Source organism: Pseudoxanthomonas japonensis (genome assembly GCF_043632995.1).
Taxonomy (GTDB): Bacteria; Pseudomonadota; Gammaproteobacteria; order Xanthomonadales; family Xanthomonadaceae; genus Pseudoxanthomonas_A; species Pseudoxanthomonas_A japonensis.
Genome location: NZ_CP171632.1, coordinates 3419448 through 3432475, shown reverse-complemented (window position 1 = coordinate 3432475; position 13028 = coordinate 3419448). Strand labels below are relative to the sequence as shown.

The window sequence follows — 13028 nt, the reverse complement described above, 5'->3', positions numbered from 1 at the left end:
CGGAGCGATGTGTCTTGGAATCGGGCGAACACCTTGCGGAAACTCGCTCGATTCCGGTCAGGCATGGCCCACCTCGCTTCTGCACGAAGTGCGTTCCACCTGCAAAGTCACATCATGGATATCGACCTGCTGCTCGATCACCCGGGAGAGTTCGACTTGGATCGTGTCCGGATCGGGCACTCCCGCCGCCAGAACGATGTGAGCCGTCAGCACGACCTGCCCAGTCCCCAGCGACCACACGTGCAGATCATGGACCTCCTGCACGGCCGGCATCTCGATAAGCCGCTTACGGATGGCCGCTACGTCCATGCCTTCCGGCACACCCTGCATCAGGATATGGCCGGCCTGCTTGAGCAGGGTCCAGGTACGGGGTAGCACCCACAGGCCGATCAACACCGCAATGATCGGATCGACCAGCGTCCAGCCCGTGACCTTGATGACAATCGCACCAATGATCACACCCACCGATCCGAGCATGTCGCTCCAGACCTCCAGGTAGGCACCCTTCACATTCAGGCTGGTGCCACTGCCGGCCCGTAGCAGACGCATAGAGATCAGGTTGACGATCAGACCCAGGGTGGCGATGACCAACATGCCCGTGGACGCAACTTCAGGCGGCTCACGAAAGCGCCCGACCGCCTCCCACAGGATGTAACCGGCAACCACGAACAACAGACCGCCGTTGATGATCGCGCCGATGGCTTCCATACGGGCATAGCCATAGGTGCGGCGAGCATCAGCCGGACGTCGACTCATACGCACCGCGATCAGCGACACGGTGAGGGCGATGACATCGGTCATCATGTGCGCCGCATCGGATAGCAGCGCCAAGCTATTTGTTACCAGACCGCCGATGATCTCGGCGATGAGGAACGTGGAAGTCAGGCCGAGCGCCCACCATAGGGGCTTCTCGTACCGGATCTCGGACGTTCCATGATCATGCCCTGTGCTCATGCGTGTTCTCCTAAGAACAGATGCAAAAGAGCGGCTAGGAACGGGGTATGGCGGCGGTGCGTACACCGCCGCCGTGCCCTGTCACGATTTCATGTGCGCCGGGGTGCGATTGAAGCGGGTGTGCACCCACCGGTAGAACACCGGCAGTACCACCAGCGTCAGCAACGTGGAGGAGATGATTCCGCCAATGACCACGGTGGCCAGCGGACGCTGCACTTCCGAACCCGCACCGACATTGAGCGCCATCGGGACGAAGCCCAACGATGCGACCAATGCCGTCATCAGGACGGGGCGCAGACGTGTGAGCGCACCTTCCCGAATGGCTTCGGCCATGGGTTGTCCGCTCTCGCGCAAGCTTCGGATGAAGCTGATCATCACTAGGCCGTTGAGCACCGCCACACCGGACAGGGCGATAAAGCCCACGCCTGCCGAGATCGACAGCGGAATTCCGCGCAGTGCCAGCGCCAGTACGCCACCGGTCAAGGCCAGCGGGACCCCGCTGAAGACGATGAGCGCGTCCTTGGCCGAACCAAAGGCCATGAACAGCAAGGCGAAGATCAGCACCAGGGTCACCGGCACGACGATGGACAGACGCTTACTGGCCGAGATCAACTGCTCGAAGCTGCCGCCGTACTCGATCCAGTACCCGGTCGGTACCGTGACCTGCTTGTCGATAGTCGACTGCAGTTCCGAGACGAAGCTACCCAGGTCTCGATCGCGAACGTTGGCGGTCACGATGATGCGTCGCTTGCCGTTTTCGCGGTTGATCTGGTTGGCGCCCTCGGAGATCTCTACGCGCGCCACTGAACTCAGCGGGACGACCTGCGCCTGCGCGGCGTTGGCCTGCGTACCCACCGACTCATCAGCCTGGTTGGCCGCGATGGCCGCCGTCAGCGAGATGGGCAATGCCGAGAGCGCGGTGGGATCCAGGCGCTGCTGTTCCGGCAGACGCACGACAATGTCGAAGCGTCGATCGCCTTCAAACAGCTGGCCCGCCACCTCACCACCGATGGCCGTGGCCACGTTGCGCTGCACGTCAGCCGGATTCAGGCCATAGCGTGCCAAGGCATCCCGATCGGGCAGCACCGAGAGCATGGGCAGGCCAGCAGCCTGTTCCAGGCGAACGTCAGCTGCACCGGGTACCTTGCGGGCGGCGGCCTCGATCTTCTGGCCCACTTCCAGCAACGTATCCAGGTCATCGCCGTACAGGTTGATCGCCACGTCCGCGCGCACGCCCGAAATCAGCTCGTTGGTACGCATTTGGATCGGCTGGGTGAACTCGTAGTTGTTGCCGGGGATCTTCTTCATCTCCGCCTCAACTTCCGCCACCAGGTCCGCCTTGAGCTTGCGCGGGTTGGGCCACTGATCACGCGGCTTGACCATCACGAAGGTGTCAGCCACCGACGGCGGCATCGGGTCGGAGGCGACCTCAGCCGTACCAATCTTCGACCACACTCGCTCCACTTCTGGGAACTGCAGCAAACGTTCTTCCACGATGCGTTGCATGCCCAAGGACTGGGTCATGCTGGTGCCGGGAATACGCATGGCCTGAAGCGCGAAGTCGCCCTCATCCAAGCTGGGAACAAACTCGCTACCCATGCGAGAGGCGAGCAGCCCACTGCCAACCAGCAGGGCGATCGCACCGATGGCCACCAGCTTGCCGCTACGCAGGCTCAGATCCAGCAAAGGTTCGTAGCGCCCACGGAACCAGCGCATCAGCCAGTTCTCTTTCTCTTCGACCTTGCCACCGAGCAACATCGCCACGGCAGCGGGCACGAAGGTCAGGGACAGGATCATCGCGCCCGTCAGCGCCAGCACCACGGTGATGGCCATCGGGTGGAACATCTTTCCTTCCACACCGGTCAGGGCAAAGATCGGCAGGTAGACGGCGGTGATGATGCCCAGACCGAACAAGCTCGGTCGGATCACTTCGGCCGATGCGCTGGAGGCCACTTCAAAACGCTCTTCCAGCGTCATCTCACGCCCGAGTTCATGCTGACGTTCGCCAAAGCGACGCAGGCAGTTCTCGATGATGATGACCGCGCCGTCGACGATCAGACCGAAGTCCAGTGCGCCCAGGCTCATCAGGTTGGCCGACACGCCACCGCGCTCCATACCGGTCAAGGTGAACAGCATCGACAGTGGAATCACCGCAGCCGTGATCAGAGCAGCTCGGAAGTTGCCTAGCAGCAGGAACAGGATGACGATGACCAGCAACGCGCCTTCGATCAGGTTCTTGGCGACCGTGGTAATCGTGCGATCCACCAGCGAGGTACGGTCGTACACCGGCGTGGCAGTAACGCCCTTGGGCAGACTCTTGGCCGCTTCCTGAAGCTTGGCGGCCGCGGCTTGGGAGACGTCACGGCTGTTGGAGCCCACGAGCATGACCACCGAGCCGAGCACGACCTCGTGGCCGTTCTGGGTTGCCGCACCAGTACGCAGTTCTTCACCGTCGGCCACATTGGCCAGATCACGAACCCGAATGGGCACACCGTCACGACGGGTGACGACGATCTTCTGAATGGCAGGAATGTCCGAGACCTGTGCCGGCACACGCACCAGGAACTGCTGGCCGTTACGTTCGATGTAGCCGGCGCCCACGTTCTGGTTGTTGGCCTGCAGGGCCGTCACTACATCTTCAAAGGTCAGGTCCAGCGAGCGCAGCTTGGCAGGATCAGGCGTGACGTGAACCTCACGCTTGAAGCCGCCCATGGTGTTGACTTCGGTCACACCCGGAACGTTGCGTAGTTGCGGACGAATCACCCAGTCTTGCAGCGTACGCAGATCGGTGGCGGTGTAGGGCGTGCCATCGGGTTTGCGGGCTTTGGGATCGGCATCGATGGTGTAGGAGAAGATCTCGCCCATACCGGTGGCAATCGGACCCAGGGTGGGTTCGATACCTTCGGGCATTTGCGCCTTCACTTGCGCCACGCGCTCGGAGACCTGCTGACGCGCAAAGTAAATGTCCGTCCCGTCCTTGAACACGACGGTGACCTGGGACAGCCCGTAGCGGGAGATCGAGCGGAAGTACTCCATCTTCGGCAGACCGGCCATGGCCGTCTCGATGGGGAACGTGACGCGTTGCTCGGCCTCCAGTGGCGAGTAACCGGCCGCTTCGGTGTTGATCTGAACCTGGACGTTGGTGATGTCGGGGGTGACATCGATAGGGATCTGACGGGCACTCCAGATGCCGATGGCGATCAAGGCCACCGTCAACGTCATGACCAGCCAGCGATGATTAATCGCGACTTTTATGATTTTTTCGAGCATGACGGTCTCCTTTAGTGCGCGTGTGTCGCGCCGGACTTTTCGATGTCCGCCTTGACCAGGTAGCTCTGGGTCACCACGATGTCCTCGCCGGCCTTCACGCCTTCCAGCACGGCCACTTGCGTGGAGTCACGATCACCCAGCTTCACCGGCCGCGCCGTGTAGGTATCGCCGTCACGCACAAACACCACGTCCTTGCCGTCCATGCTCTGGATGGCCGACTGCGGAATCACGACGCCCGCATCGCTGGTGGACATCGTGATTTGCGCCTTGACCGCGGTGCCTGGACGCCAGAAGCCATCCTCGTTGGGCAGTGCGGCACGGGCGACCAGGCTCTGGCTCGCCGTTGACGTGCTGGGCAGCACGCGTTCGATGGTCGTCGTAGCGCTGACGTTGTCGTACAGGCGACTGACCGTGACGGCCACGCCCGGACGCAGGTACTGCGCATCGGCCCCGAACACATGCAGGTCGACCCACACCTTGGACAGATCGCCGATCTCAAACAGCGGCTGGCCTTCGGCGGCTACGCCACCGACACTTCCTTGTCGACTGAGGACGACGCCGCTGATCGGTGCGGTGATGGTGTAGGTGGTGAGGCTCAGATTGCTGTGCACCACGGCCAGCGCCTGGCCTTGACGCACGGTATCGCCCACATTGGCGCGCAGGGTACGCACCACGCCGGGGTAGCGCGCAGCGACCTGGGCCACGCCGCCTTCCATCGGCGTCAGCACGCCTTGGACTTCCAGTTCGTTCTTGATGGCACCCTCACTGACTTTGGCCACTTTCACGCCACTCTTGTCAGCTTCTTCCTGCGGGATCGTGGTCTTCTCGGCACCTTCTTCTTCATGACCGCCGGCTTCCTCACCGTGGCCAGCTTCCCCTTCCTCGTGCCCGGCTTCGCCTTCGGCGCCGTGATCGTCACCCTCAGCGCTGGCCTCTTTGGCAGGCGCCGTTTTCTCTTCCGTGGCGTCCTTGGAACCACCGCAAGCGGCCAGCATCAGGACAGCGCCCAGCAGCAACGTCGGAGCTGCAATCTTTGCAACGTTCTTCATGTGGAAATCCTTATGGAGTGGTGGTGCCGCTGGCGACGATCGGCTGCCCGGTCAGGCGCTGGATCTCGATCAGGGCAGCTTGTGCATCGACGGCCACTTGCAGCTGGCGCACGCTGGCTTCCACGCGTTGCGCCTGCAGCTGCGACCACTCCAGATAGCTGATCGCACCGGCTTTCCACGCGTACTCGGCGGCCTTCTCAGCCTTCTCCAAGCGCGGGATCACGTCGGTACGCAGGCGACCGACTTCCAACCGTGCCGTGGAGTAATTGCCGTAGGCGTTGGTGAGCGCGGAGTACAGATCGATACGCAGGGACTCGCGTTCGATCGGCGTCATGGCCAGTTCGGCTTCAGCCGCCCGGATGCCCGGTGCGGCACGGCGTGCCGACCCCAGCGGAATGCTGATGCCGGCCATGAACCCCACATCACTCGTAGATCGGTTGTAGCGTCCACCGGCCTGCCACTGCAGATCAGGCGTAGCTTGCGTACGAGCCAGACGTAGCTGGGCCTCACGCACACGCTCCACGCCCGCCAACTCAGCAAGCTCGGGCGTGTTCTGCAGGTAGTCACTCAGTGCATTGAAGCTCTGCAGTTCCGGCAGCACCAAAGGATTGCCCGCGGCCACGGTGAAGCTGGGCGTGCGCTCATTCCACAGGGCCGCCAGGTTCTGGCGCGTGGCCGCTTCATCGGCAATGGCACGATCCCGATCCAGCTCGGCCGTGGCCAAGGCCGCCTGTGCGGTGAGCACGACGGACTCAGGTGACGCACCTGCGGTCAGGCGGGTACGTGCTGCATCGACAGCGCGCCTACGTTGAACAATGTCCAACTCGGCGATGCTCTTGCGCTTGGTCGCCGCGGTGACCGCCAGATAACGCCGCGCCGTCTCGGCCAGCAGGTCCAGCCTTGCCATCTCACGCTGCGGCGCCAACGTATCAATGTTGGCCAGCGCCAGGGCTTGCCGGGCGTTGAGCTTGCCGCCGCGCTCGATCACCCCAGCCAGGGTGACCGTGAGCTCGGCCTCGCTGAAACCGCGATAGTTGCCGGTGCCGAGCGTGTTTTCGATGGTTGCGCCGAGGGTCATCGGGGGCTTGAGGGCCGCCGATGCCAAGTTGGCATCCAGGACCTGACGACGTCCGTCGAAGATGCGCAGGTCAGGGTGTGTCGTGGCAACGCGCGCAATGGCGTCGTCCAACGAAAGGGTAGAAGAGGGCGCCGTCCCCGTCTGCGCGTACGCAACGGGCACGACCAAAAAGGCAGCGCACGCTGCCAGTCGCAACCACATGAGGTATCTCCGATTAGGCGAAAGAACGATGCACCGGCAAGCCGGCGTGCAGCGTTAGGCCGTAATCGGGGGACGGGTTAGGGACAGCGGCTGCAGGGAATCCAGCGGCTGGATCTCGTGCACAGGCGCGATCGCCTGAGGAGCGAGCGGATCGACCACAAGGGCGGGCGAGGGAATAGCCACCGGGTGGCCGCACGCATGGGCGCCATGGACCAGCGCGTGCAGCAGATCGCCGGCCGAACCCTCGTCCTGATCGCCGGCATCCTGATCAACCACCGCGCTGGTGGCGTCATCGCTGACATCGCAGTGCTCCGGATCGGCATGATCGGCCACGGCCTGGGCCGACTCGTGGATATCGCCCACGGCCGCCAGCACCGGATTGGCCACCACCGCGAACAACAGCAGTGCCAGCGCCGGGAGGCGCAGGAGACGGCTGAGTTGGCGCAGGGCGCGTTTCATAGTGGGGGTATGGTAGTCAGCCCATTGCGCGTTAGACAATCACGTAATTCAGAAAACAGCGCTTCTTGTTAAGGCGTTACGGTGTAACAGCGCTTGGCGGACGCGAGGGTGTTCGGTATCGTCGGGTCATTCGTGCAAGCCGGGGCCACCGAGTGCGCATCCTGACCGCCAACGCCAAAACCTGGCTCGCCTTGGGCGTGTTGTGGCTGGTCGCGGTGGCAGTGCAGGCCCATCCGGTCTTGACCCAGCTCGGGCAGTTGCATGGCCTTGAGCACCAAACCACTCATCTCAGCGCCACTCAGCACGCGCACGACGCCAGCGGCGATGTGCCCGGTGAAGACGCCAAAGGCGCACACAGCCTGTTCCATCATTCGGACGTATGCGCACACGCGGTGATTCTGCCGGACTTCCCGGCACCTGGGCCGCTCATCCCCGGTCAGGCCTATACGCCCATCGCTGCGGTCCTGGCGCTGGCCCAGCGCTCTACGCACCCCTTACGCCCACCCATCGCGTGATCGCGCGGGCGCACGCCGCCTTGGCGTAGCCCCTACTTTGGGATCGCGTGCGCCGGTCGCAACGACCGTGCTGTCGCGTGGCACTCACCTGCGCTGTGGACACTCAGGTTCATCTGCGCAGCACTGACGAGATCGATATGGATACCTCCCCTGGCAAGTTGCGCCTGGACATTCCCGTTGTGCTTCCCCACGTGCGGGATGCCGCCGATGCGTGCATCGAGCGCCTGCAGAGCGAACTGCTCGCGCGGCCCGGCGTTGACCGCGTCCACATTCGACCTGCCGAGGGGGAGGGGCCGGGCCAACTGTGCGTGCACTTCGATCCGCAGGTGATGTCGCTGGCTCGCATTCGCGAGCTGGCCCAGGCCGCGGGTGCACGCGTCACGGAAAGCTTCGGTCACGTGACCTGGACGGTCACCGGCATCGGGCATGAGCGACGCGCCCGCAACGTGGCCGAACAGATGAGCTCGGTGTTTGGCGTACTGGAAGCTCGCGCTAGCTCGGCCGGTACGGTGTACCTGGAGTTCGAGCGCGAAAAGATCGACGAGGGCGGACTGGAAGCCTCCTTGAAGCGCATGGGCGTTGCACGCGTGGCGACGGGCAAGCCGTCCCAGCATGAGGATCACGCCGGTCATACGCATGACGGCAAAGAGGGCGAGCACGGGGGGGAGAAGCACGACCACGACCACGCCGGCGGCTTGCTCGGCCCCAACGCCGAGCTGATCTTCGCCCTGACGTGCGGTGCATTGCTGCTGGCGGGCTTTCTGATCGAGAAGTTCGCCGCCTCATTGCCGGGGTGGTTGTCCACGGCCTGCTACATCGGTGCGTACGTCTTTGGCGGTGCCTACACGCTGCTCGAGGCCTACGACAACCTCAAGCTCAAGCGCTTTGAAATCGACACCTTGATGCTGGTCGCCGCCGCCGGCGCCGCCGCGCTAGGCTCCTGGGCCGAAGGTGCGTTGCTGCTGTTCCTTTTCAGCTTGGGTCATGCGTTGGAGCACTACGCGATGGGACGCGCCAAGCGCGCCATCGAGGCGCTAGCCGAACTCGCACCCGACACGGCGATCGTCATCCGCGGCGAGACCACCACCGAGATTCCGGTCGGCGACCTGCAACTTGGTGATCGGGTACTGGTGCGTCCCAATGAGCGTCTGCCGGCCGATGGGTTCCTGCTGAAGGGCAACTCCAGCATCAACCAGGCACCGGTGACCGGCGAGTCCATCCCGGTGGACAAGCGGCCGGTGGAGGATGCCGCGCTGGCACGAAGCCGGCCCGACAGCGTCGATGCGGCCAGTCGGGTCTTCGCAGGCACCATCAATGGGGCCGGCGCGATCGAAGTGGAAGTGACCAAGCGCGCCGAGGATTCCGCGCTGGCGCGGGTGGTGAAGATGGTGAGCGAGGCCGAGACACGCAAGTCGGCCACCCAGCGCTTCACCGATCGCTTCGAGCGGATCTTCGTACCTGCGGTACTGGTGCTGGCGTTCCTACTGCTGTTTGCCTGGGTGGTGGTGGATGAGCCGTTCCGCGACAGCTTCTATCGCGCCATGGCCGTGCTGGTGGCCGCCAGTCCGTGCGCGTTGGCCATCGCCACCCCGAGCGCGGTCCTGTCCGGTATCGCCCGCGCGGCGCGTGGGGGCGTGCTGATCAAGGGCGGCGCGCCGCTAGAGGATCTGGGTTCGTTGAAGGCGATGGCCTTCGACAAGACCGGCACCCTGACCGAAGGGCGCCCGCGCATCATCGATGTGGTGCCGGTGGACGGCGCCTCGGAGACCGAGCTGCTGCAGGTAGCCGTTGCGGTGGAGTCGCTGAGTGATCATCCGCTGGCGGCCGCGATCGCGCGTGATGGTCGCAGCCGGTTGGATGCGGGCAAGTTGCCGACAGCCTCGGATCTGGAAAACCTGATCGGCCGCGGCGTCAAAGCCCGTCTGGGCGATCAGCCGGTATGGATCGGCAAGGCCGAGATGTTCGGCGCGGATGGAGTTCCCGCCCTGGGCGCCGCCGCGGCGGCGGCCATCGCCGCGTTACGCGAGCAGGGCAGGACGACCATGGTCGTGCGGTTGGGGGATCGGGAGCTCGGCGCGATCGGCTTGATGGACACGCCGCGCGAGGCGGCCAAGCAGGCGCTGGTGCGCCTGAAGGCCATGGGCATCGAGCGCATGATCATGATCTCTGGCGATCACCAGAAGGTGGCCCAGGCCGTGGCCAAGGAGGTCGGTCTGGATGAGGCGTGGGGCGACCTGATGCCCGAAGACAAGGTCGAGGCGATCCGCAAGCTGCGCGATCAGGACAAGGTCGCCATGGTCGGCGACGGCGTCAACGATGCGCCCGCGATGGCCAACGCCACCGTCGGCATCGCCATGGGCGCGGCCGGCTCGGACGTTGCCCTGGAAACGGCCGATGTGGCGTTGATGGCCGATGACCTGAAGCACCTGCCATTCGCCGTGGGCTTGAGTCGTCACACGCGCGGCATCATCCGGCAGAACGTCTTCGTCAGCCTCGGCATCGTCGCCTTCCTCGTGCCGGCCACGATCTTCGGTCTCGGTATCGGTCCGGCGGTGGCCGTGCACGAAGGCTCCACATTGTTGGTGGTCTTCAACGCGCTGCGTCTGCTGGCCTACAGGGACAGGTCATAACGCCACAGCCTCAAGCTGATGACATCACGGTCGCGGCGGCACCACGTCGTGATCCTTCTCTACGTCGTCACGGCCTGCCGAATACCTCGGCAGGCCGCGCCAAGATCAGGGCTTCTTACGGGTGCGCTGGAGTTCGGTTGCCACGAGCGCGCTCAATTGCTGAGGACCCAGTTCGGACAGCAGCTTGCCGTTGACGAAGAATGTCGGCGTGCCGCGAATGTCGGCCGCTTCCACGGCGGCCACTTCGCGTTTGATCAGGGTCTCGACGGCTCCGGTCGCCAGATAGCGCTGTGCGCGTGCGCGGTCCAGGCCCGCGGCGAGAGCGAACTCCCACACCTTCTTCGGATCCGACGCGCCATGGCTGGCCCACACAGGCTGGTTTCGCATCAAGGTCTCCAGCACCGGCTCAAACTTCTTCTGTTCCCGGGCTGCTTCCAGCACACCAATCGCCTCCTTGGATACCTGCCCATGGAAGGGTACGTAGCGGATCACCAGGCGCACGTCCTTGGGATGGGCGGCCAGCAGTTGCTTCACGTGGGGATACATCGCGCGGCAGGACTCGCAGGCCGGGTCGAAGAACTCCACGATCGTGACCGGCGCCGTTACCGGTCCCAGAGCCGGTGCGCCGGCAGGCGCCAAGGCGGCAGCGCGGGTAGGGGTTTGAGCCATCACCGGGCCTACCGCAACGAGCAGACTGAATCCAAGCGCGATCAGGACGGATTTGAACGACATCAGCTGGCATCTCCAGGGCAAGGAAGTCGCATTGTCGCAGATGCATCAACGCCGCCGCGCAGGCCCTGAGTGCCGTTGCGATCCTCTTCCGGCAAAGCCGAATGCATGCAGCTAGCGGGAGCCCCGCCGGCTGATATTATCGAGTCAGGGGTGGGCGTCCCTGCCTGTGGTTCAGGGCGCGAGTCGCGTCCGCCATCGCGGTATCACTTGCTTCTCCAGCACGGCGCCCACCCCTGCTATGAGCCTTGATGACTACATCCCGCAGTTGGCTCGACCGGCCAACGTTGAGCAACTGGCCAAAGCGCTGGGCGTTGCGACGCAGATCTTCACGTTCATCGCAGACAACAGCGAGCCTGAGCGCATCTATCGCCGGCATCTGATCCCCAAGCGGGCCGTCCGTGCATTGCCCTCGGTGCCTGTTGAGGACGCTCGGGGGATCGTCACGCTCTCGCTCGATAGCTTTGATCTGAGCAAGTACCGCGTCGTGTGGGAAGCGCACAGCCCGGTCATCAAGCATGCCCACAAGTCTGCCGCACGGGTACTGGAGCGTTACCTCTCCCGGCCCGGCTCCCTGTTTCCCCATGAGGCCGCCTTTGGCTACGTCAAAGGCCGATCCACACGACACAACGCAAGACGCCACGTGGGTGCCAAGCGGCTACTTAGCGCAGATATTCAGGACTTCTTTCCCTCCATCACGTTGGCGCGCGTCGAGCTCGCCCTGGAAGCGGCAGGCTTGCAGCCGGCAGTGACCAACGCTTTGGGGCGCTTCCTGACCATCGAAGGCACGCTTCCTTTGGGACTTAACGCCAGCCCGATGATCGCCAACCTGGTGGCAACACCCCTGGACCACGATTTGAATGCGTTGGCCAAGGAGTGGGGGCTCACCTACACACGCTATGCCGATGACATTACGTTGTCCGGCGATGGCGAACTGCCCACACGAGAGATCATCGAAACGGTACTCAAGCGTCACTTCTTCCGACTGAACAAGAGCAAGTTCCGCACCTCAAAGCTCGGCCAGAAGCACTACGTCACCGGCCTGAGCGTGGCCGACAAGGCCGCGCCCCACGCCCCGCGCGCGATGAAGCACAAGCTCAGGCAGGAGCTCTACTACATCGAGAAGTTCGGCTTCCTGGAGCATCTATCGCGGGGCGGCGAGGGGGGCACCGAACAGCACAACGTCAATCGTCTGGATGGCACGGTCAACTATGTATCCAGCATCGAACCGCGTCTGGCGCATCGACTGCGCGCTGCCTGGCAGAAGGTATGCGACGAGAATGACATCGCCAAATCATTTGAGCCTAGGCCCGTCATCCAGCTGCGACCTGCTTCGTGGTTCGTTGATGAGGCCGAGATCGTCCATCCGGATGGCACACGGCTTCTCGCGCTCTGCCTTGCCGACGTTCTGGAGCCTGGCCGGTTGGATACAGAACTACGGACGCTGTTCGCCGAAGAGGCCGGAGATGCGTTCGGGACAGCCGATCCGCTGTCTATCATCCAGAAGGGGTTGCATTGGAGTGATGCGACATGGTCCCAGCGTGAGGCCGTGGTCAAGCTTATCGCCGCCTCACCTGTCAGGGTCATGGTCGCCCTGGCGCCGCTGACTAGCCCGAGCGAGTACGCCAAGACCTACACCGACCTGCTTTGCGAGATTCTCGAGACGGCCCTGAAGATTGCTGATGACGCAGAGATCGCGATACATGTTGAGGAGAACCGTTCAAAGGTTTCGAGGGCGGACGTACAGGAGGCGGTGACCCGCGCCTACACCGAGCTGGAAGCCAAGAACCAGCGTCGACCGTTACAGGCACCAGAGGTCAACATCGTGTCCAAGGGAGCGACGCCCTGCTGCTGTGTACCCGATACCGTATTGGGCGCACTGCATCGCTATGCGGTTTCTCGCAAAGACGGAAAGGAGGGCTCACTAGCGGTCACCCTTTTCGAAAGACTGCGTAACCATTACTCAGTCATCTTCGACCGACATGCCAACAAGATCTATCACCATCGGTCGCCCTTCAAGCGTTGGTGAGAACGGCGTTTGAAGTATTCCATTTTTGCCCATTGACCGAGCCAAGAAGCAAGCCGTCGGCCGGGTTGCCATGGCCATTCCCGATGGTGCCGACTGGTCCATCTGTGGGGCCTA

9 protein-coding genes are annotated in these 13028 nt (G+C 63.5%); 3 read left to right on the top strand and 6 right to left on the bottom strand.

What is annotated here, in order from left to right; all coding sequences use genetic code 11:
* Nucleotides 1-57: 57 nt before the first annotated feature.
* The 5 genes from ACGHX3_RS16060 to ACGHX3_RS16040 form a co-directional block, all read right to left on the bottom strand.
* The gene (locus ACGHX3_RS16060; RefSeq protein WP_394695583.1) at nucleotides 58-954 is read right to left on the bottom strand and encodes a cation diffusion facilitator family transporter; all 897 of its coding nucleotides are present in this window, start codon (nucleotides 952-954) and stop codon (nucleotides 58-60) included.
* An 81-nt stretch (nucleotides 955-1035) separates the two neighbouring features.
* The gene (locus tag ACGHX3_RS16055; RefSeq protein ID WP_056881657.1) at nucleotides 1036-4224 is read right to left on the bottom strand and encodes an efflux RND transporter permease subunit; all 3189 of its coding nucleotides are present in this window, start codon (nucleotides 4222-4224) and stop codon (nucleotides 1036-1038) included.
* An 11-nt stretch (nucleotides 4225-4235) separates the two neighbouring features.
* Nucleotides 4236-5273, bottom strand: coding sequence for an efflux RND transporter periplasmic adaptor subunit (locus ACGHX3_RS16050; RefSeq protein ID WP_162108751.1), 1038 nt, complete (start codon nucleotides 5271-5273; stop codon nucleotides 4236-4238).
* A 10-nt stretch (nucleotides 5274-5283) separates the two neighbouring features.
* Entirely contained in the window at nucleotides 5284-6552 is a 1269-nt protein-coding gene (locus tag ACGHX3_RS16045) for a TolC family protein (RefSeq protein WP_162108752.1), read from the bottom strand.
* A gap of 54 nt (nucleotides 6553-6606) precedes the next feature.
* Nucleotides 6607-7011, bottom strand: a complete 405-nt coding sequence (locus tag ACGHX3_RS16040) for a hypothetical protein (RefSeq protein ID WP_056881654.1) — start codon at nucleotides 7009-7011, stop codon at nucleotides 6607-6609.
* 152 nt (nucleotides 7012-7163) lie between these two features.
* On the opposite strand from ACGHX3_RS16040, the gene ACGHX3_RS16035 reads away from it, so the two are divergent.
* Together ACGHX3_RS16035 and ACGHX3_RS16030 are read left to right on the top strand one after the other, a co-directional pair.
* The gene (locus ACGHX3_RS16035; protein WP_056881653.1) at nucleotides 7164-7526 is read left to right on the top strand and encodes a hypothetical protein; all 363 of its coding nucleotides are present in this window, start codon (nucleotides 7164-7166) and stop codon (nucleotides 7524-7526) included.
* A 137-nt stretch (nucleotides 7527-7663) separates the two neighbouring features.
* Complete coding sequence (locus tag ACGHX3_RS16030; RefSeq protein WP_056881652.1) at nucleotides 7664-10156, top strand: heavy metal translocating P-type ATPase; 2493 nt, start codon at nucleotides 7664-7666, stop codon at nucleotides 10154-10156.
* A gap of 105 nt (nucleotides 10157-10261) precedes the next feature.
* On the opposite strand, the gene ACGHX3_RS16025 is transcribed toward ACGHX3_RS16030, so the two are convergent.
* Nucleotides 10262-10888: a thioredoxin domain-containing protein gene (locus ACGHX3_RS16025; protein ID WP_056881651.1), complete on the bottom strand. Its 627-nt coding sequence runs from the start codon at nucleotides 10886-10888 to the stop codon at nucleotides 10262-10264.
* A 238-nt stretch (nucleotides 10889-11126) separates the two neighbouring features.
* Between ACGHX3_RS16025 and ACGHX3_RS16020 the strand changes: the two genes are divergently transcribed.
* The gene (locus tag ACGHX3_RS16020; protein WP_162108754.1) at nucleotides 11127-12914 is read left to right on the top strand and encodes a reverse transcriptase family protein; all 1788 of its coding nucleotides are present in this window, start codon (nucleotides 11127-11129) and stop codon (nucleotides 12912-12914) included.
* Nucleotides 12915-13028: the final 114 nt, after the last annotated feature.

Coding starts and splice junctions, on each gene's coding strand:
- ACGHX3_RS16060 (WP_394695583.1), bottom strand. CDS start 954: ATGAGCACAGGGCATGATCATGGAACGTCCGAGATCCGGTACGAGAAG.
- ACGHX3_RS16055 (WP_056881657.1), bottom strand. CDS start 4,224: ATGCTCGAAAAAATCATAAAAGTCGCGATTAATCATCGCTGGCTGGTC.
- ACGHX3_RS16050 (WP_162108751.1), bottom strand. CDS start 5,273: ATGAAGAACGTTGCAAAGATTGCAGCTCCGACGTTGCTGCTGGGCGCT.
- ACGHX3_RS16045 (WP_162108752.1), bottom strand. CDS start 6,552: ATGTGGTTGCGACTGGCAGCGTGCGCTGCCTTTTTGGTCGTGCCCGTT.
- ACGHX3_RS16040 (WP_056881654.1), bottom strand. CDS start 7,011: ATGAAACGCGCCCTGCGCCAACTCAGCCGTCTCCTGCGCCTCCCGGCG.
- ACGHX3_RS16030 (WP_056881652.1), top strand. CDS start 7,664: ATGGATACCTCCCCTGGCAAGTTGCGCCTGGACATTCCCGTTGTGCTT.
- ACGHX3_RS16025 (WP_056881651.1), bottom strand. CDS start 10,888: ATGTCGTTCAAATCCGTCCTGATCGCGCTTGGATTCAGTCTGCTCGTT.
- ACGHX3_RS16020 (WP_162108754.1), top strand. CDS start 11,127: ATGAGCCTTGATGACTACATCCCGCAGTTGGCTCGACCGGCCAACGTT.